The following is a 20,386-nucleotide window of genomic DNA, read 5'->3' as shown; positions in this document are numbered from 1 at the left end:
TTTCTTTCTGAAACAATTCCTTAATTTAGTTTACCTGAATCTGTGAAACGTATCACCGCGTAACCCAGAAAGTCTTAAACCAAACTTATCGATTCTTGCCGTTTTTTGTTAATCAATAAATCTGAACAATGAAAAGGAAAAACCTTCGTTCCATGTTAGCAGGCATGCTATTATTGCCTACCCTTTTTATGGCCTGTAAACGAACCCCCGGCGGGGAATTCCAGCCTGCACCCGACAAAAACAAATCAGGTTTGCAAAACTTTACGCCCAGCGCGTATGATCTGAATGTGGTTTACTTTGTACCTTCCGATGGCGATACTATCGCGCACTACCGGGAACGGCTAAACGGTATCCTGCTGCAAGGGCAACGTTTCTACAGCAAGTGGATGAACTATTACGGCTATGGCAACCGCTCCTTCGGGCTGCGGCTGGATTCCGCCGGTAAGGTGAAGATCAGCGTAGTAAAAGGCGCACTACCCAAAACAAGCTACCTTTATGATGGAGGCGGCTATATTGTCATCGATGAACTGAACACCTGGTTTGCCGCACACCCGGCAGATAAGCACAGTGAGCACACACTGGTGATCATGCCTGCCAGTACCTATGCCTTCGACGGCGATCCCGGCGGCGTACCCTTCTACGGTGTGGGCCGCTGGTGCTTTGCACTGGACTATGCAGAAATGGACACCAGCTACCTCGGGCAAAATACCACGCTGGGCAACCGCGCTACCAAATGGATAGGCGGCCTTATGCATGAATTGGGTCATGGCCTTAACCTGCGGCATAATAAAGAAAAAGTATCTGAAGCCGCGGATCCGGCGAAGGGCACGGCTCTCATGGGAAGCGGTAATTATACCTACGGAAAAAGCCCCACCTTCCTTACTGCTGCCAGCGCCGCTATTCTCAACAACTCACAGGTATTCCGCACCAGTACCGCCACAGGTATTTATGAAGAAGGAAACACCACCATCAATATTATCAAAGCCAGTTATACCGGTGGTAATATTGTGCTGAAAGTGAAATTCTCCTCCACGCAAACGGTGAATAATGTAAACGTATATAACGATCCCGAAGGAGGAAGCAACTACGACGCCGTTCCATGGGTAGCCGCGCCTTCGGGCGACAGTATACAGCTGAGCATGCCCATCAGCGAATTCCATAAAAAAACAGGCAATTACACCCTGCGTATCCTCTTCCTGTATACCAACGGCTCTTCTACGGAGATCTCTTACCCGTATACTTTTGTAAACAACGAACCTGTACTGGATATCAGCAAAGATGAACTGAATAAATCTTCCTGGAGCATTGCCTATGTAAGCAGCCAGGAAGACGATGGCCCTGCCATCAACCTGCTGGACAATGACCAGGAAACGATATGGCATACACAATGGAAATCCGTACAACCGGCGCATCCGCATACGGTGATTGTAAACATGGGCGCCATACAGTCTATACAGGGACTGGCATTCCAGCAACGCTTCAACCTGAACGGATCCTTAAAAGACATTTCAGTATTCACCAGCACCGATAATATCACCTACACACCGAGGGGTAACTATACGCTGGCGAATGTAAACGGTAAACAGTATATCTCATTTGGGGCGACTGTTTCCGCCAGGTATATCAAAATCGTGACCGCTTCCAATTACGCGGACTCGCATTATGCGGTCCTTTCAGAGTTGGGGGCCTGGTAATCACATCTCTCAAAAATAAAAAAACAGGGTACGGTATTATCACCGTACCCTGACTGTATCTACCGCAATCTGCGCTCCACATAAATGTGAATAGCCTGCTGCATAAATTTGCCAAAAGCCGGCTTGGTTACGCCATTTACCTGCGTATACCTTTCATCATTGGCCAGCAGGTCGCCCAGGCCCTTGTAGGCTTCCGCCTGGTTGCCGGCCTTACCCCAGAACTTCAGGATATAATGATAGTGAACATCAATTTCCCGTTGCACCTGCTCCGTCGCGGGGTCCTGGCCCGATAGTAAAGCCAGTTTTTCCCAATTGGCTTTAAAACCTTCCTGCAGTTGCTGGTAGCTGTCCATATCCATAGTTAGCAATTGCTTTTCTGCATGCGCTACCTGGTCCGGCCACTTTTCCTTCGCCTCACGGCGCCAGGCTTCAGCCTGTTCCTTTGGTAGCCCTGCATATAAATCTTCTACGTTCATGTTTACTTTGTTTTTTAAGTGAAAGATGGTTTTCTCCACAGTAGCTACTAAAGTTTCTATACGGCTTTTCTTCGATAACAGCATTTGCCGGTGCGACTCCAACGCATGCACCAGGTCAAATTCCGGATCATCCAGTATATTACCGATGTCTTTCAGTTCCACATCCAGCTCCCTGTAAAAAAGGATCTGCTGTAACCGGAGCAATTCTGTTTCGCCATATAGCCTGTACCCCGCGGCGGTACGCACAGAGGGCGTAAGCAAACCGATCTGGTCGTAATAGTGGAGCGTGCGCACACTCACACCTGCCAGTTTTGCCAGTTTATTTACCGCATAGTGCTTCATCACTTTAGTAACTGTTTGGTTGAAAACAAAGGTAGGCTATGACGTAACGTTAGAGTCAAGTCTTTCTTCCAATTTTTTTTTAAAATAAAAACAACCGGCACAATGGCCGGCTGCTTTTTATCTTCTTTATATATCTTTAATTAAAACCCGTAACGAAGCCCCAGCTGGATCTGCCAGGGGTTACCGCCAGGCACTACCACACCGGAATTCACGTTCACATTATACCTGTAGGTAGACGTAGCGCGATCAAAGCCACCCAAAGAATAGATATTCTGTTTGCCCGGGAGCTTACTGGTAGCCCATTCCTTGTTAAACATATTGGCGACGTTGAAAATATCACAGGATGGCTCAAGATACTGTTTCCTGCTGCTGCCAAAACAGATCATAGGCCAGGTCGTTTGAATTCACAAAGTCGCCATTCACGTTACCGCCTACAGCCAGCGAATAACGCATACCGCCTATACCGGAATAACGCACCCCTACATTGATGCCCCAGAAAGTAGGCAGCGTACCATATACTACCACCTTATGACGGAACTGGTTATCAGAATAGCTCATAGTGCTCAGGTTACGCGGATCATCCTTCACCATCAGCGATAAGGTAGCTGGGATATGCATGCATCACACTACTCGCGTGAGTAGTTCTTCAATAATGTGGATATGGTTGAACTGTTCTTCTGAATACGATATGGCTGTGCTACTGATTTGTGATCATTAAGATACGGAAAAATAGGTGGTTATTTATACATCAGCGTGATTTAAAGCTACAGAATAAAAAATGCTGCAGGGTATTAAAAGGGGTAATATGATCTTCTGTGACGCAATGCAGTTTTTCGAACAACGGGGTCAGCTGTTCGGTCAATTCTTTCTCTGAATATTGTTTTATGGTGAGGCCGCTGCATTTTTCGGGGCCTTTATCAGAAAAGGTCCCAATAGCCATATAACCATTTACTGCTTTAGCGGCTGCCTGCAGGTAAGCGGCTATTTGTTCGGGAGCGGTAAGAAAATGAAAGGTGGCCCTGTCGTGCCACACCGCATAAGTACGTGTAGGCGCAAACGTAGTGATATCCTGTACCAGCCAGTTCACCTTTTGGGCCTGCTCTCCCAACCGTGCCTTTGCCCGTTCCAGGGCATGCGCTGAAATATCCAGTACGGTGATGTCTGTATAACCGGCGGCCAGCAGGTGATCTACCAGTTTACTTTCCCCTCCTCCAATATCAATAACGGGAGCATCTTTTGGTACATTAAAGCTGTTTATCAATGCCAGAGAAGTAGCTGGAACTTCTTGTGTCCAGCTCATTTCTTCCGGTTGCTTATTGCTGTAAATATTCTCCCAATGCTCCTTTCTTTCCATTACTTCATTTTTTCTTCATCAAAAGTAGTATTTAATGAATGATATAAAAAACAAGGCAGCCGCTCCATTCAACGATGGAGCGGCTGCCTTGTTTTCCTGCGTTTTTGTTTTCCTGTTAGCGGGAACACCTCGCTTTCTATATGTTCCGATTTAATGTAACTGTTCATCTGTTGCACAATATCCTTATGCGCTGCGGCTATGTTATGTTGTTCCGCAGGATCATTGCTAAGATCATATAATTCAAGCGGGGCGTTTTTATCCTTTATCACATTCAGCTTCACACCCTTCCACTTGCCCATGCGCAGGGCCTGCCGGCCGCCGCTTTCATGAAACTCCCAGTACAGGTACTTATGCTGTGGCTGGTTTCCTTTACCCAGTAAAGTTGGCAGGAAAGAGATACCATCAGTATAAGCAGGTCTGGGCGCGCCAGCAATATCGGTCAGTGTAGGCATCAGGTCCCAGAAGGCGCCGATAAAATCGCTTTTACTGTTGGGCTTTACCTTACCCGGCCACTTCACAATAAAGGATGTTTTAATACCTCCTTCATATAAATCGCGTTTGTAGCCACGCAGTCCGCCGGAGCTGTTAAAAAATTCCGGGTCAGCGCCGCCTTCACGGTGTGCGCCATTATCGCTGCTGAAAATTACGATGGTATTGTCTGTAAGCCCCAGTGCATCCAGCTTATCCAATATCTGCCCCACATAGGCATCCATGCGGCTTACCATGGCAGCATAGGTAGCGCGTGGCTTTGCCACGGAGGCATAACCGCCCGGCTGTGCCCCGGGGCCATAATCAGCGCCTTTATAAGGATGCTCCTCAAAGCTGTTTTCATATTGTTTGTAGTACTCATCATCAGGCCCCTGTAATTCCGCATGGGGCAAAGTGGTAGGCACAAAAAGGAAGAAGGGCTTATTTTTGCTGCCTTCAATAAAGGCCAGTGTTTTTTCCTGGATCAGTGCAGGGGCATATATTTTCTTTGCGGTAAGATCATTACCTGTAAGCGTTACCTTTTCATTGTTGCTCCATAGGTGGGTAGGGTAATAGCGGTGCGACTGGCGCTGGCAATTGTACCCGAAAAATACATCGAATCCTTTCTTATCCGGGGCGCCGGTGGTGCCTACCATGCCCAGTCCCCATTTACCAAAAGCGCCGGTGGTATAACCTGCTTTCTGCAGCAGCTGTGCATAGCTTTGCGCGGTATCGGGCAGGGGCTCCTGCCCTTCCGGTGCTATTTCCTTATTGCCCCGGATGTAGGTGTGGCCACTGTGCTGGCCGGTAAGCAAGGCAGAGCGGGATGGCGCGCAAACAGAGGTGCCTGCATAAAACCGGGTGAATAGCATGCCCTGTTTTGCCAGCCGGTCGATGTTAGGCGTTTTGATCTTTGTTTGCCCGTATGCGCCCAGGTCGCCATAGCCAAGATCATCGGCAAGGATGAAAACGATGTTGGGCCGCACCTGTGCCTTACCGGCATAGGACGCGAGCATCATGCCGGTAAGCGCCAGTGTTGTTATTCCCTTCAGGATCATTATTAATTATTTTTTGTTACTTATTTCCATTGCGGGTTTTGTGTCAGTTTCGGATTCAATACGATCTGGTTAGATGGAACCGGGTAATAATAATAATAATCCGGAAATGGTGAGGGCGGAATTTTTTCGTAGGCGATATACCCTTCGGTTGCGCCGTCGAGAATGGGAATGATGCTGTTGGCCGGTACATCGGTTCCTTTTTTGAGCCACCGGCCCAGCTTGCGCGCAGTTACATACTCCATCTTTTTCCAGCGGCGCAGATCATCAAACCTGAACGATTCACCCATCAGCTCAACAGCCCGTTCCCGGCGGATTTCCCATAGCAGCGGCGTTACGCCCGGGTCGCGTGTAGGATCATTGGGAATGGCGGCTACCTGCAGGGGCGCCACCCCGCCCCGTGCACGGAGCTTATTGATGGTCTGATCCGCAATGGCCTGGCTGAATTCTCCCAGTTCATATTTGGCTTCTGCATAGTTCACCATTACTTCTCCCATACGGAAAACAGGCGCATCATTCACATCCTGATTCTGGATGCGCTGTATTTTATTACTGAATTTATAAAAACGGTAACCGGTATATGTAACGTTGAAGGGCTGCCCATTGTTATAATCCACATAATGCGGTTCCTGGCGCACTATTAATCCCTGCCAGTTCATAGTGGGCAATGTTTTATTCTTTGGGCCGGAAATCGCGTCCATTATAGGGAAGTACTCCATATCTGCCGGGTCATCGCTGAGCTGCCAGTCCTCGCTGGGATGATTCACTTTTACTTTAAACGGCGGCGGCACGGTATAATATAAACGCTTATCGCGGTTCCTGAATTCGGTAAAGGGCGATTTGTCGCCGGCAAACAGGGGGCTTGTCCACCGGGTTTGCCCATCGGTCATCAGGTACATATCGGCTGCTTTTTTTGTGAGGTCCCACCTGCCGGAGGAGTTCCTTCCCAGTGAAGCGAGGGTATGCACTAGCTGTGTCTGGTCGTACTGCTTATACAGCAATATACCGGGAATATTTGCCAGCGATTCGCTGTTGAATTCCTCATCGTAATTAGGATGCAGCACGGGGAAAGCGGCAACCAGCTTAGCCCCTGCATCTGCGCTGGCACGCAGGTATGGCGTAGGGTCGCCCAGCTGATGGTACTTGCGCCAGGTGCCTTCAATAAGCCCGAACCGCGCTATGAGGGCCCGCACTACATTTACATTCACAGTATTGGGCCCGTCGCCTGCGGGTTTGATATGTGCTTCTGCCCATTGCAGCTGCTCCAGTATTTTCTGTGTCACCTCTACCCGGGGCGTTCTGGGACCGTAAAGGATATCTGCATCGGCATCGGTAAGCGCGGTTTCCACCCAGGTTACATCACCATACTTATTCACCAGGTTGGCATAACTGTATGCACGGAAGAAATAACCCACACTGCGCCAGTGGTCTTTATCGGCGTCGGAAATAGAAGAGGCGCCGAGGTTGTCGAGCATAATGTTCACCGCCCTGATCCTGTTGTAAGGATCGGTATAATCATTGGAGCTGGAAGGGATCACTATCCTTTGCCAGATCCAGTTGGATTCACCGTTTGGATTGGCGTTCAGGAACAGGTCTGCATCATACTCCTTGTTTACATATTCTGGTGAATACCCCGGGAACACTTCATAGAACTGCCACGCGTATGCTTTGATGTTATCGTATTTTGTAAAGGTTGTTTTTTCTGTGAGCTGATCCTTTGGCTGCAGATCCAGTTTGCTGCTGCAACCCTGCGCCAGCAATGCTGCTGCGGTTACAAGGAAGATATATGTAAAACGTTTCATAATCATTTTTTTCCCGGTTAGAAGTTTACGTTAACACCAAAACTGTATTTCTTCATGAACGGATAAATACCGCCATCGCTTATAATATCCGATTCTGCATCCATGCCATCGGGCAGATGATTGAAGGTGAAAAGATTTTCACCGGAAACGAATAAGCGGATATTGTTGATGAAGATGCGCTTCAGCCATTGCTTTGGTACGGCATATCCAAGGGTGATGTTCTTTACACGGAGATAAGCGCCGTCCGACATATATTTGGTTTGCACATTCCTGCTGGTGCCGGTGCTGCCGGCAGCGTCGGGATAGCTTCTCGGGTAAAAGCCATTGGGATTGGAAGGCGTCCAGTAATCGAGGTTATGCTTATATAGCGTGCCAAACTGGTTCAGGTAAGGCCAGTAGAGCTGGTTGCTGATCCACATATCTCTTTTACCTACTCCCTGCAGGAAAAAAGAAAGGTCAAAGTTCTTATAGGAAGCATTGCCAAATACGCCAAACTGGAACCTGCGTCTTGCATTACCGATCACTTTACGGTCGCCGGGATCAGATAAGGTATTATTTCCTGTGAAGATGACATTATCGCCGTTCAGATCTTCATAACGGATATCGCCGGGATTCTGCTGTACGCCCTTAAACCCTGCTACGCCTGGAAGTAAGGTGCCTTTTTGCAGATTGGCATCAAGAGAGCCTTTTTCAAAATCATCTGCCGTAAAATATCCTTTGGTAACATAACCCCATATCTCCCCTATTTCCTGACCTACGTAGTAATTGTCCAGCTGCCCGGAACCGTTGATGTTAAGCAATCCTGCAGGATTGTTATACCGGATGATATAAGCGCGGCTGTCAGACAGGTTGAAGCCAATGGAATAGCTCACATCTTTTATCCTGTCTTTCCACGACATTTCCAGTTCCCATCCTTTTGACTGAAGATCCGCCACATTCTGCAGCGGCGCTACTGCGCCAAGAATAGCAGGCAATTCCGCGCCTGGAGCCAACATATTAAGCGTGCTTCGCCGGAACCAGTCGAACGTGGTATTGAGCCGGCCTTTCAGCAAACTGATATCCGTACCGAAATTAAGCGTGCGTACTGTTTCCCAGGTAAAACCGGCGCTCACCAGTGCAGGGGTGGTAAGGGATACGTACCTGATATTGGTGGCGGGGTCTGTCCAGGCAGCGTTGTAAGGCTCCATGCCTGGTACATACGGATAGTAGTTAGGCACGCTTAGGCCGTCTTTATTCTTCATAAACACTACCTGGTTGCCTATCTCTCCGAAAGATCCCCGGAGTTTAAAAAGAGAAACAGTATTGGACAATGATTTCATGAAAGATTCTTCACTTACATTCCATCCGGCGGAAACAGAAGGAAAGAACCCAAAGCGCTGGCCCGGGGCAAAACGGCTGGAGCCATCAAAGCGGCCGTTCACTTCCAGCATATATTTATTTTTATAGTCGTAGTTGATCCTGCCAAAGTACCCGGAAATAGCGTACTCTCCAAAGCCGTCATCTCCCGCAATAGTACCGGTGCTGGTAGATAACGACGGTACCTGTGGGCTCAGGATATCGAGGCGGTTAACAGAAAATTTTTCCTGTTTGCTGCTTTCCTGGTTGGTGCCCAGCAGGAAGTTCAGGTGATGTTTATCAAATGCTTTGGTATAGCTGGCATACACGTTCAGCGCCTGATAAGTGGTTTGCTCATTGGCACGGGTATAGCGGGTATTGTTGTTGAGGAACTGCCGGTCGTATGTAGCGGCGTTGATGTACTCATTTTTATCCTGGATATTGCGGTCGTCGCTGTTGTTTTTATTAAAAGTATATTCTGCGGTCACCTTCAAACCATTAAGCGGGTTGTATTCCAATTTTCCAAACAGGCGAAGATCATCGCCGGTGGTGGTATTCACCGGTTCTACCTTCACTACGTTGTTGGGCGTGTTATAGGGCAATACGTCCCCGTTGGGCGCCGTGCCATAACCTGTGGGCATATAGGAATTGTAAGTGATGGCATTATAAAAGAGACCGTCGAAATTAGCGGGCATGGTACGCTTTCCGTTTTTGTAGAAAATATTTACACTTGCGTTAAGATTTTTGGTGAGATCGGAGCTAACAAATGTATTGAGGTTATAGCGGGTGTATTTATCCTTGTTGGTAATGAGTATGCCATCCTCTCCGGTATACCCTCCGGAAACGCGGAAGGTTGTTTTCTCGGAGCCGCCCCCGAAGGAAAAATTATGCATCTGTTCAAAGCCGCGTGTAAAAAGATCGCCATAAAGATCTGTTTGTGCGAGGGGATATTTCAACCCGTTAACGGTAGTACTGCCATCAGGATATTTGCCGGGGTTCTGCTGGTAATCGTTCAGCAGATCCAGCCAGGTATTTACATTTTGGCCTGTCCAGTAGGAATTGGTTCCAAAGTCTTTCAATGCGCTCACCAGTTCCATGGGCGTTGCCTTTTTAGGCAAGGTGGTAGGCGTATTGGAGGTGAAGTTGGCGGAATAGTTGAATTTTATGGGTTGGTTCTTCTTCCCTTTCTTAGTTGTAACGAGGATCACGCCAAAAGCGGCTCTGGCGCCGTAAATAGAAGCCGCAGCCGCATCTTTCAGCACAGTTACATTATCGATGTCTTTTGGATTTACATCATCAATATCCATCGGCACATTGTCGACCAGCACCAGCGGGGATCCGCCATTGATGGAAGTGAAGCCGCGGATATTAAGGGTTGTAGAGGAGCCTGGCTGACCGGTGCCAGATGTTACCTGCAAGCCCGGAACGGCGCCCTGCAGCGCCTGTGAGGCGGAGCTCACGGGCCTGTCGCCCAGCACTTCATCCATTTTCACGGTGCTTACCGCGCCGGTGAGATTGGCTTTCTTCTGTGCGCCATATCCTACCACCACTACTTCACTCATGGCGGAAAGGTCTTCCTGCAGTACAATTTTCAGGGCGCCGGCTGCTTTTACTTCCTGGTGCACATAACCGATAGACCGTATAATGAGGACCGCATCGCTGCTTTGCACATTCAGTAAAAATTCTCCCTGTTCATTGGTGATGGTACCATTGGAAGTACCTTTTTCCAGGATACTGGCGCCGGGAACCGGGTGCCCCTTATCGTCGGTCACCGTTCCTTTAACGGGAACCTTTACCGGCAACTGCTCACCGGGGGCGCGCATCTGTTTATTGCCGATCAGGATCTGCCGGTCTTCAATCTTGTATGATAAAGGTTGCCCGTAAAGCGCTGCTGCCAGCACTTCTTCAATAGATGCATCTTTTACGTTCATGGTTACCGGCGAAGCTTTTTCCAGCAGCTCGGTACTGAATAACACATGGTATCCCGTTTGCCTCCTGATTTCTGAAAACACCGCTTTCAGCGAGCCATGGTCCAGCTTCAGGGACACCTGCTGCGAGTATGCCGTGGCCGACACCTGTAAGGCGGTGATGAATAAAAAGAAAGTCAGTTTCATGACGATCAGTAATTTGGTTAGACGTGGAATAAAGGGAATACTGCCAGGCATAGGGCAAAACATTCCCTTGTATGAATTTCTGAAATACATACATTTGCTTAATTAGGTGAATGAATAGTTTCTAAATACTCGTTTGGTAACTGATTTTACCTGATTTACCACCGGTTATGTTGGACGCATAACCGGTTTCTTTTTGGTGGTGATAATTACTGATAAATCCTCCTGATTTAGGTTTTATTATTTTACTATGATTGTTCTGTTCGCTATTTCAAAATGCCGGTTGCCTGTAAATTCAAGCATAGCCAATACTTCCTGTAAAGTTTTCCGGCGTGGAATGGTGCCGCTGTAGCGGATCCGGGGAACGGTGGACAGGTCTACCTGCACATCGTACCAGCGCGACAGCTGTAATAATACATCTGAAAGCCAGGTATCGTTAAAAATAAAATAGCCATTCTTCCAGGCAATCACATCCTCTTCACTGACATTACTTTTCTGCAGTGCGCCTGTTTGGTTGTTGAGGCGGGCCTGCTCTCCGGGCTTCAGCATTAATTGTGTACCCGGCGCGGCAACTACCTTCACACTTCCTTCAAGAAGTGTGGTACGTACCAATGCATTATCGCTGTAGGCGTCTACGTTAAAATGTGTGCCCAATACTTCCACCGTTTGGGTAGCGGTGATTACCTTAAAAGCCCGGCCTGCATTTTTGGCGATTTCAAAATAGGCTTCGCCCTGCAGGGTCACCCTGCGTTCCCCGGCGGAGAAATTAACGGGATAGCTGAGTGTGGAGGCTGCATTCAGCCATACTTTACTGCCGTCCTGGAGCACAACGCTGTACTGCCCTCCCCTGGGAGTAGCAATGCGGTTGATACCGGTATCTGATGCGTTCCCTGTAGCGGTGGCCTCATATACGATTTCTCCGGTGGCCGTTCTATAAATACGGAGACCTGCCTGTTTCACGATATCGCCGGCGCCTGCATCGCTGAGCATTATTTCTTTGCCATTGGCCAGCGTGAGCACGGCCTTATTACCACCTGCGGGTATATTTTTTGAAACAGCTGCAACGGCGGCCGGCTGATCTTTATGGGTGGCCGGCCGGTACAAGAACACAGTGGCGGCCAATATCCCGGTGAGGGCTGCTGCAGCCGCATACCGGTATTTTACGGAGAGCCCTGTTTTTTTCCTGTCAATACGGCGCCGGATCTGCCGGTACATTTCCGCACGGGTATCTTCATCATCCGGGATGTTTGTTCCTGATGCCATTGCGGCCTGTTCAGCGGCTACGCAATAGCGGTGGTACCATGCAATTTCCTCCTCGGATGCAGTACCATCACTTATTTTCGCTGATATCTGACGTAGTTTTTCCTGGTCCATACCGGTGCTTATACCCATATGGCACTTCAACAAAACACATCCCCTATGTGATGGAAAAAAATTTTTTGGAGGGTTCCCCGGTTACATCAGCAGCGACATACTGCCCAGTCTTACCCGTAGCTTTTTTAGTGCGGCAGTGATCTGGTTTTCTACTGTTTTTTCAGAGATGCCTAACCGGGAGGCTATTTCGCGATTAGAGAGATGCTCATGCCGGCTCAGGTAAAACACTTCCCTGCACCGGGATGGAAGAGCGTCTGTAAAGCCTGCAATAATTGCTTTCAGCTCTTTGAGCTCGAGCACCCATTCTTCGCTGGCGCCATCTGTTCCGGTGGCGCTGCTTTCTGCAACAAAGGCGGCGCGTACCTTACTGTTCCGTAAATAGTTGGCCGCCTTGTAACGCACGGCCATTACGAGGTAACCCCGCAACGTGGTAAGCACCACATGATCGCGGTGTTCCCACAGCCATACAAATACATCCTGCACTACATCCATACAGGCGGCTTTGTCCTGCAAAAGACACCAGGCAGATTTAAAAAGGATATTCCAATACCGTTGATAGATTTCATCAAACGCAGCACCATCACCTGATTTCATCAAATCAAGCAGTTCACTGTCCTTATATAGATGGATTGCTGACATAAACTGATCACTGAAAATGTTCCTGAACAAAATGTATGAAGCTGCCAAACTAAACTAAAAAAATAAAAAGAACAACCTGTTTCCGGGAGATATCTTTTATATCCGCATTCCCTGGCGGGAATTGCGGATATAAGAATATAATTAAATTATCATCGCCGTGAACCGGTCCATCAGCTCCATTGATAAAATGGCCTGTTCCGCAGAACAAGGATTGGAGCCTTGCCCGAGGAAATAATTGGTTACCTTTTCTATCATGGGTTGCTGTACATGTTGCAGCGGTTCAAAAACAAATTCTTCGGTGCGCCCGTTTTTCCGCAGCGTTATTTACTGCCAAACACGGGAAAACTGATGCTGCCGGCAGACCCGGTTATTTCGCAACAGTCCTGTTTACCTGCTTCAGACACCGTAAAACACCACATGCCATTAAATACCACCCCATTCTCAAACAGGATATGCCCTGTTACCAGGTCGTCCGCCTCGTGGGCGCCTGCCTGGTTAACGGCTATCCCCGCGGCATGCTTTGCTTTCCCGAAAAAATACACCATCAGGTCCAGTTGATGCGGGGCCAGGTCGTGAAACAATCCACCGCCGGAAACGGCCGGATCCACCCTCCAGTTAACCGCCGGGCCCGCAATGATATCAGAAGCCGGTGGCTGCAGCATTTGCAGGGATACAAAACGGATATCGCCGATAGCTTTTTCTTCCAGGAGTGATTTAATTTTCAGGAATACCGGTTGTTCACGACGGTAATGCGCTACGCTCAACTTTACCCGGTACTGATCTGCTGCTGCTTTCATCCGCAGGGCGGATGCCGTATTCAGGGTCATTGGCTTTTCCACGTATACCGGTTTGCCTGCCGCCAACGCCTGTATAGTGTATGCTTCATGCTGCAGCGGTGGTGTGGCAATATAGATGGCATTCACTTCCGGGTCGTTGATGAGTTGCTCCGCACTGTCGTACCATTTGGGCACGCCATGCCGCAATGCGTAATCCTTTGCCTTTGCGCCATCCCTGCGCATGACTGCTACCAGGGAGGAATGCGGCACTTTGTTAAAAGCCGGGCCGCTTTTGACTTCTGTCACATCTCCACAACCTATGATCCCCCATTTTATTTCTTTCATAATGGTGATTATAATGCAAATAACATAATTTCATTTATCAAAACGAGGGATATTTATTTTCAGCATGGCGAAACTAAAAGCAGCATTTTACCGGCAACATGATGTAACTGTTATTGCGAAACAATTACTGGGCAAAATACTGGTAACGGATATCAACGGGGTCCGCACCGCCGGGGTGATCGTGGAAACGGAGGCCTATGCCGGTATTGGCGACAGGGCTTCACACGCCTGGAACAACCGGCGCACCAAACGCACCGAGGTAATGTACCGGCCCGGTGGATTTGCCTATGTATACCTTTGCTATGGCATTCACTATCTTTTTAATGTAGTTACCAATATGGAAGATACGCCCCATGCCGTTTTGATCAGGGCATTACAGCCGGTAGATGGTATTGACATGATGCAGCGCCGTTATAACAACAAGCCTTCCGCCAAACTTACCGCAGGCCCGGGGAGTCTTTGCAAGGCAATGGGCATAGACGCCGCATTGAACGGGGAAAGCCTTACCGGGAAAAAAGTATGGATTGAAACAGGGCAGGACATTGAAGAGGATGACATCACGGTTTCAACGCGTGTAGGGGTGCAATACGCCGGGGAAGACGCTTATCTTCCCTACCGTTTCAGCATTAAAAATAATGACTGGGTAAGCAAAGGCAAAGGATTGTGAGGATCATTGCCCCATCTTCCTGTTGATCTTACCTTCCAGTGTTGAAATGATATTTACAGATTCTTCCAGCCGTGTGTAAGCCGTGCTGCCATCAAGCGCCAGGTCTTTTTTGGTGACCTGCAGGCCGCCCAGGAAGGCTTCCAGGTAAGACAGGTATTTGGGCTGATCGCTATATAAAGCATTATAGATTTCTTCGTTCAGCTTATCGCCTTCCGCCTGTAATTCGGGGTTCACCAGGTCTGTTACCCCGCGCAGCTTCTCCATCACAATGCTCATCTTCTCTTTCAGCGCTTCCAGGTTGCGCTCATCTTTTTTACCGGGAGCTATATTGTTACGGAACAAACTATCCGATAGCGTTTTTCTTGCTTTCTTATAATCATTCAACCCCTGCTTCAGGTATTCCAGCTGCTGGTTCAGCAGCTCTCCTTTTTCTTTTTTGAAATATTTGTCGATACCGCTATCCAGGTGTTTTACCCAGGTGAGCAGGTGGAAAGTTATATCTGTAACGCCTGGCTTTTCTGATTGCCCGGATACATTGGCAGCGAAGAACAACATGCTGCAGAGCGTCGCCCCGGTGAATATTTTACGCAATGTCATCTTTAGTTTCTTTTATTATGGTTTCATGGAAAATAAGCAATTATTATTAGGTGCAGGGAAAATCTGCAGTTTTCATACGTTTATATTTTTGATTTCTTTTATTGGAAGATGATCAGCCGGGTATGATACCGGGTAATTAAAATTATAGAAAAACAGGCAAACCAGGCACTATGCTTCCCCTAAGTTTCTCTTTATCATAAATGATTTTATCCTATATTGGGCCAGCTGTTGTGATATTATATACCTGGTGAATGTTTAAGAAGATCAGTTTTTATGCCGCGCTGTGTGCCGTTCTTACCGGTTGCATATCATCCCCGGCGCCATTGCGTAAGGGCAAGGTGTATGTTGGCAAAGAAGGGAAACAGTATGTGCTGTACCGGGATGGCCAGCCCTTCCGGATAAAGGGAGCCGCAGGTACGGAAAATTTCGCAGCACTGCAGGCCGCCGGCGGCAATACCATACGCACCTGGGATACCTTAGGTCTTGGCCAGCTCCTGGATGATGCCTACGACAATCATATTGCAGTAATAGCAGGCTTTCCCATGCCGGTTAGCAGCTTTTCTCCTTTTTACAACGATACGGCCAAAGTAGCGGCACAATATACCGCCTTCAGGAATGTGGTAACCCGGTATAAATCGCATCCGGCATTGCTGATGTGGTGCCTGGGCAATGAAATCGACTTTCCCTATAAGCCCCAATACAACAGCTTTTACAAAGCCTATAATCATTTGCTGGAAATGATCCACAAGGAAGATCCCGATCATCCTGTGACCACTGCATTGATCAATTTCAACAAACGTTGCCTTTACAATATCCGGTTTAAGGTAACTGGCCTGGACCTGATCTCGATGAATATTTTTGGTGACCTGCAACATTTGCAGCGTAACCTGGAGAAGTTTTCCTGGTTCTGGGACGGGCCCTTCCTTATCTCCGAATGGGGCATCAACGGGCCCTGGGAATGGGAGTTAACCACATGGGGCTCTCCCGTTGAAAATACCAGCACGCGTAAAGCACAGCAGTACCTGCAGATGTATGAACAATATATGCCGGTAAAAGATCCGCGGTTCCTTGGGGCCTGTGTTTTTTACTGGGGCAATAAACAGGAAGTAACACATACCTGGTTCAGTTTGTTTACAAAGGAAGGCCAGGCCTCCGAAACGGTGAATGTTATGCAATATCTATGGACCGGTAAATGGCCGGCCAACAGGGCGCCCGTCTTAAATACGCTGCTGCTGAACGGGAAAACCGGTAGTAACAACATCCTGTTAAATCCCAACAGCCTGCAAACTGCCGAGGTATTACTGGCCGATACTTCCGCCGGTTCCCTGCAAATTACATGGGAATTGCTGGCGGAAGACTGGCACACCAAAAACAGGAATGAGCCCAATACACAAAAACCTGTGGCTTATAACAACCTGCTGCTGAAAGCAACAGGCAACAAAATTACTTTCCGCTCTCCGGGGAAAGAAGGACCTTACAGGATCTTTGCAACTGTTTCAGATAACAAAGGACATTTCGCTACCGCCAATACACCATTTTACGTAGTCAGTCAATGATAGAGAAACCATCACCCATTCTGCCACCCTCACGCCGTGAACGGTTAACGCTAAGGCTCATGATCCTGCTGGGAGCCTGCAGCATGGGCTATATGCTGTATTGCTTGCTGAACAAGGCGCAGATAGGGTATGCACCTTTTTACTGGGTGCTGATGGGTGGCTTTATTTTTAACTGTCTCACCATTCTCCACGAATGGTATCATTATTTTTCCATTTCAGTACCGGCAACTCCACCCAAACAACATCCATTTACCGTTGATATCCTTACCACCTTCTGTCCCGGTGAGCCCTATGCCATGATCGTGGAAACCCTCACAGCTATGCAGGCGATCACGTATCCACATACCACCTACCTCTGCGATGAAGCGAATGATCCCTACCTGGTAGAGGTATGTAAGCAGCTGGGGGTAAAACATGTAACAAGGAATACAAGGGAAAATGCCAAAGCAGGGAATATCAATAATGCCCTGAAACAGGCTACCGGAGAGCTTTGCGTGGTAATGGACCCTGACCATGTACCTTCACCGGATTTTCTCGATCCGATTGTATCACATTTCAATGATCCGGAAGTGGGGTTTGTGCAGATTGTTCAGGCTTACAGCAACCTGGGCGATAACCTGGTGGCTAAAGGAGCGGCCCAGCAAACATTCCAGTTCTATGGCCCTATTATGGCCACTATGAATAGTTACGGCACTGTATTGGCCATAGGCGCCAACTGCACCTTCAGAAGAACTGCGCTGGACAGTATAGGCGGGCATGCCGCGGGTCTTGCGGAAGACATGCACACTGCCATGCAGCTGCACGCCAAAGGCTGGAAATCGGTGTATGTGCCCACGGTGCTAACCAGGGGCCTGGTTCCTTCTACCATGTCGGCCTATTACGCGCAACAGCTCAAATGGGCGCGCGGTACCCTGGAACTGCTGGTTACCTCCTACCCTAAACTGTTCCGGTCTTTTACCTGGAGGCAACGGTTGCACTATGGTACTATTCCCCTGCATTATTTATCGGGTATTGTTTTCTTTATCAACTTCCTTATCCCGGTCCTGTCGCTGATTACAGGCCGGATACCTTTCCGGGTCGACTTCATCGATTTTGCCCTGCTGGGGCTACCGGCTGTTACTGCTATTATCCTGATCCGTCATTTTGTTCAGCGCTGGGTAATGGAAGAGAAAGAAAGAGGATTTCATGTAGTAGGCGGGCTACTGCTGATAGGCACCTGGTGGATTTATATCCTCGGACTTGTTTATACCCTGATCCGGAAAAAAGTACCGTATATCCCCACGCCTAAGGATGACAGCGGGCCTGATCACTGGCAGCTGAATATTCCCAACATCTTTGTGCTACTGGCATCGCTGGCAGCTATTGTATACGGGTTGTGGTACGACTGGAACCCGTATTCCCTTGTAATGGCAGGGATAGCGGGGGTCAATTGCCTGATCATGGCTTTCAATATTATGGCCAGTCTGCGCCTGCGCCGTTTATCTGAAAAATACCATTGGCTAAAAGCCATTCTCGTATACCCGTTACTGTTAAAAGAGAAACTATGGCTTTTCCGGCATCTTCATTTATATGCCGCCTTCCGCAAACTAGGGCTACCACTGCTACTGGCAGTTGTTTTGCTGACCGGTTATATCACCACCAGCAACCGGGAACCTGTAGCGGAGAAGCCTGCGCCCACACATCAGCAAACCACCTTCTATACCGGGATATTCAGCCCGGCTGGTACAAACGGCCTTAGCTCCCTTACACAGGTAAAGGATTACCAGCAACAGTTCAATGCCCGCTTCAACATCATATCATTGTATATCCCCTGGGGAGATGCACCGCAATGTAATGTGCCCGATTCCCTTGTAACAGCCATTTATAACAATGGCTCCCTCCCTATGATCACCTGGGAGCCCTGGACCAACCTGTTTGATAACACGGCCACGAATAAAGAGCTTGGTAATGGGCAGAAGGTTTTTGCGCATATCAGCGCCGGCTTCTTTGATCAGTACCTGCTCAGGTTTGCAGCCCGGATAAAATCGCTGAACCGCCCGGTGTTTATCCGTTTCGCGCATGAGGCAGATAATCCTGCCTATCCGTGGTCGCCCACCGGCAACAATACCCCGGAAGAATTCAAGGCTGCATGGCAGTATATCTGCCAACTGTTCAGCCGCAACAGGGTTAGCAATGTTATATGGGTATGGAATCCCTGGCGCGCCACGGCTGCAATGGATTACTTCCCAGGCATGTCGTATGTTGACTGGATCGGGGTAACAGGTCTGAACTATGGCCCGCAAAATGAGAACGGGCAATCATATACTTTCAGTGAGCTGTACGCGCCCTTCCACCGGCTGCCGTTATTCCGTTCCGGCCTGCCGGTAATGGTGGCTGAAATGGGCTCCCTCCGCGCCGCCGGTAACCAGCAGCGATGGATGGAAGATGCCTTTACATCCATTAACGGCCAGTTCAGTGAAATACATGCCTTCGTGTTGTTCAACAGCCGTGAAGATAAAAATATCCTGCGCCCTGTTGCCGGGAATATGCTCAACTGGCAATTGGAAGAACCGGGAAAGATATTTGCAGCCGCCAACCAATACGCCCGTATCCGCAGCAGCAATAATGTATCTTCCTATGGGGCAATTGCACCGGATCCTGTACCCCAACGAGTTCCCGCCAGTGTGCCATTGCCAGGCGATATCAGGGGCCTGAATTACCAGAAAGGTGAAAACTGGTTCAGGAATTTACACGCACCCACCCGCCGGGAAATTGCAAAGGATTTTGCCAATATGAAAGCACTCGGCGTAAATACCATCCGGAGATATGGACCTGGTATATACGACCGGAATATACTCCATGTAGCAAAGGAAATGGATATGAATATTCATTACGGCTTCTGGATTCCGGGGATAACAGATATGCAGGAACAGGCAAACATGCTTTCCTCACTCAGAACAACCATCCTGAAACAGGTAAGCACCCTGAAACAAAACCGGAATATAGTAGCATGGAACATTGGTAACACGGTATGGCAGCAACTGGATAAACAATACTACAAACCTGAGTTGCTTTACCGGCAACAAAGCCTTGTTACCTGGCTAAACAGCCTGATAGCAGCCATTAAAGGCATAGACAGCACAAGGCCACTGACAATAGACGTAGCCCTTAATGGCAACATCAGCAGCACCCTTGCACAGCTTCACCTGCAGCTGCCACAGGCAGATGCCTTTGGCATTGTGATAGGCAACGACACCACCGGTTTGGCGCAATTGCCTGCCCTTACCCTACCCTGGTATATCAGCCAGGTACCGGTCAGCGTCTGCGCAGATTTACCCAACCAGCGCCAATCCGCTTTCATCACCACCTGGCAGGACCTCGAAACACGCGACTTCGTTACATTCGATGGTCTAATTGATCACCAGGGAAGATATAAATCATCTTTCTACCGGCTCGGTCATCTCTGGAATAAAAATTTTAAAACACCCGATACCGCACGTATACATATACTACGACCGGCAAGAACCACTTATCCAAACAACCGGCTTACCTATCATGCGCTTGTTTACAACAATAACGAATGGAAAATTGCCGATAATAATAGTCCCCTGCAATTTGAATGGTACCTGGTAAAAACCGATCATTACGGCAACGGCATCTTCTTAAAGAAGCTGGGCACAGGCGCCTCCATCAATATCACCATACCTGAAAATCCAGATCGCTACCGGCTGTACCTGGAAGCTGTAAAAGATGATCATGTGGCTACTGTGCAATCAAAGCTTAATACCCCATTGTAAAACAAAAAAGCCTACTAGT

The 20,386-nt window shown here is 48.5% G+C and carries 15 protein-coding genes; 4 read left to right on the top strand and 11 right to left on the bottom strand.

From position 1 onward, the window contains the following. Positions 1–128 precede the first annotated feature (128 nt). The gene (locus tag FN124_RS28515; RefSeq protein WP_142688201.1) at positions 129–1,694 is read left to right on the top strand and encodes a discoidin domain-containing protein; all 1,566 of its coding nucleotides are present in this window, start codon (positions 129–131) and stop codon (positions 1,692–1,694) included. A gap of 59 nt (positions 1,695–1,753) precedes the next feature. Here the strand turns inward: FN124_RS28515 and FN124_RS28510 are convergent, their stop codons facing one another. The 10 genes from FN124_RS28510 to FN124_RS28470 form a co-directional block, all read right to left on the bottom strand. Beyond that, positions 1,754–2,512, bottom strand: coding sequence for a MerR family transcriptional regulator (locus FN124_RS28510; protein ID WP_142688483.1), 759 nt, complete (start codon positions 2,510–2,512; stop codon positions 1,754–1,756). A gap of 140 nt (positions 2,513–2,652) precedes the next feature. Next, complete coding sequence (locus FN124_RS31065; RefSeq protein WP_185937436.1) at positions 2,653–2,829, bottom strand: hypothetical protein; 177 nt, start codon at positions 2,827–2,829, stop codon at positions 2,653–2,655. Positions 2,830–2,860: 31 nt separating this feature from the next. Then, on the bottom strand, positions 2,861–3,130 hold the full coding sequence (locus FN124_RS31060; RefSeq protein WP_185937435.1) for a hypothetical protein: 270 nt from the start codon (positions 3,128–3,130) through the stop codon (positions 2,861–2,863). Positions 3,131–3,260: 130 nt separating this feature from the next. After that, on the bottom strand, positions 3,261–3,866 hold the full coding sequence (locus tag FN124_RS28500) for a class I SAM-dependent methyltransferase (RefSeq protein WP_142688200.1): 606 nt from the start codon (positions 3,864–3,866) through the stop codon (positions 3,261–3,263). 68 nt (positions 3,867–3,934) lie between these two features. Continuing rightward, the gene (locus tag FN124_RS28495) at positions 3,935–5,392 is read right to left on the bottom strand and encodes an arylsulfatase (RefSeq protein ID WP_142688199.1); all 1,458 of its coding nucleotides are present in this window, start codon (positions 5,390–5,392) and stop codon (positions 3,935–3,937) included. A 20-nt stretch (positions 5,393–5,412) separates the two neighbouring features. After that, positions 5,413–7,191 (bottom strand): RagB/SusD family nutrient uptake outer membrane protein, encoded by a 1,779-nt coding sequence (locus tag FN124_RS28490; protein ID WP_142688198.1) that lies wholly within the window; start codon positions 7,189–7,191, stop codon positions 5,413–5,415. Positions 7,192–7,208: 17 nt separating this feature from the next. After that, positions 7,209–10,640 (bottom strand): TonB-dependent receptor, encoded by a 3,432-nt coding sequence (locus FN124_RS28485; RefSeq protein ID WP_185937434.1) that lies wholly within the window; start codon positions 10,638–10,640, stop codon positions 7,209–7,211. A 237-nt stretch (positions 10,641–10,877) separates the two neighbouring features. Next, the gene (locus FN124_RS28480) at positions 10,878–12,011 is read right to left on the bottom strand and encodes a FecR family protein (protein ID WP_185937433.1); all 1,134 of its coding nucleotides are present in this window, start codon (positions 12,009–12,011) and stop codon (positions 10,878–10,880) included. Positions 12,012–12,092: 81 nt separating this feature from the next. After that, positions 12,093–12,650, bottom strand: a complete 558-nt coding sequence (locus tag FN124_RS28475) for an RNA polymerase sigma-70 factor (RefSeq protein WP_142688195.1) — start codon at positions 12,648–12,650, stop codon at positions 12,093–12,095. Between the two features lie 320 nt (positions 12,651–12,970). Next, entirely contained in the window at positions 12,971–13,771 is an 801-nt protein-coding gene (locus FN124_RS28470) for a Gfo/Idh/MocA family protein (protein WP_221887948.1), read from the bottom strand. Positions 13,772–13,835: 64 nt separating this feature from the next. On the opposite strand from FN124_RS28470, the gene FN124_RS28465 reads away from it, so the two are divergent. Then, positions 13,836–14,438 (top strand): DNA-3-methyladenine glycosylase, encoded by a 603-nt coding sequence (locus FN124_RS28465; protein WP_142688194.1) that lies wholly within the window; start codon positions 13,836–13,838, stop codon positions 14,436–14,438. Positions 14,439–14,441: 3 nt separating this feature from the next. Here FN124_RS28465 and FN124_RS28460 read toward each other — a convergent pair whose 3' ends face one another. Then, a complete protein-coding gene (locus tag FN124_RS28460) occupies positions 14,442–15,035 on the bottom strand; it encodes a hypothetical protein (RefSeq protein ID WP_142688193.1) in 594 nt (197 codons plus the stop codon). Between the two features lie 251 nt (positions 15,036–15,286). Between FN124_RS28460 and FN124_RS28455 the strand changes: the two genes are divergently transcribed. Together FN124_RS28455 and FN124_RS28450 are read left to right on the top strand one after the other, a co-directional pair. Further along, complete coding sequence (locus tag FN124_RS28455; protein ID WP_142688192.1) at positions 15,287–16,591, top strand: glycoside hydrolase family 2 TIM barrel-domain containing protein; 1,305 nt, start codon at positions 15,287–15,289, stop codon at positions 16,589–16,591. Next, the gene (locus tag FN124_RS28450; RefSeq protein WP_260607607.1) at positions 16,588–20,367 is read left to right on the top strand and encodes a glycosyltransferase; all 3,780 of its coding nucleotides are present in this window, start codon (positions 16,588–16,590) and stop codon (positions 20,365–20,367) included. The genes FN124_RS28455 and FN124_RS28450 overlap by 4 nt, the downstream gene beginning before the upstream one ends. The last annotated feature ends 19 nt before the right edge of the window (positions 20,368–20,386 follow it).

Source organism: Chitinophaga polysaccharea (genome assembly GCF_902150045.1).
In the GTDB taxonomy this organism is placed as follows: Bacteria; Bacteroidota; Bacteroidia; order Chitinophagales; family Chitinophagaceae; genus Chitinophaga; species Chitinophaga polysaccharea_A.
This window is presented reverse-complemented; position numbering and strand designations above follow the sequence as displayed.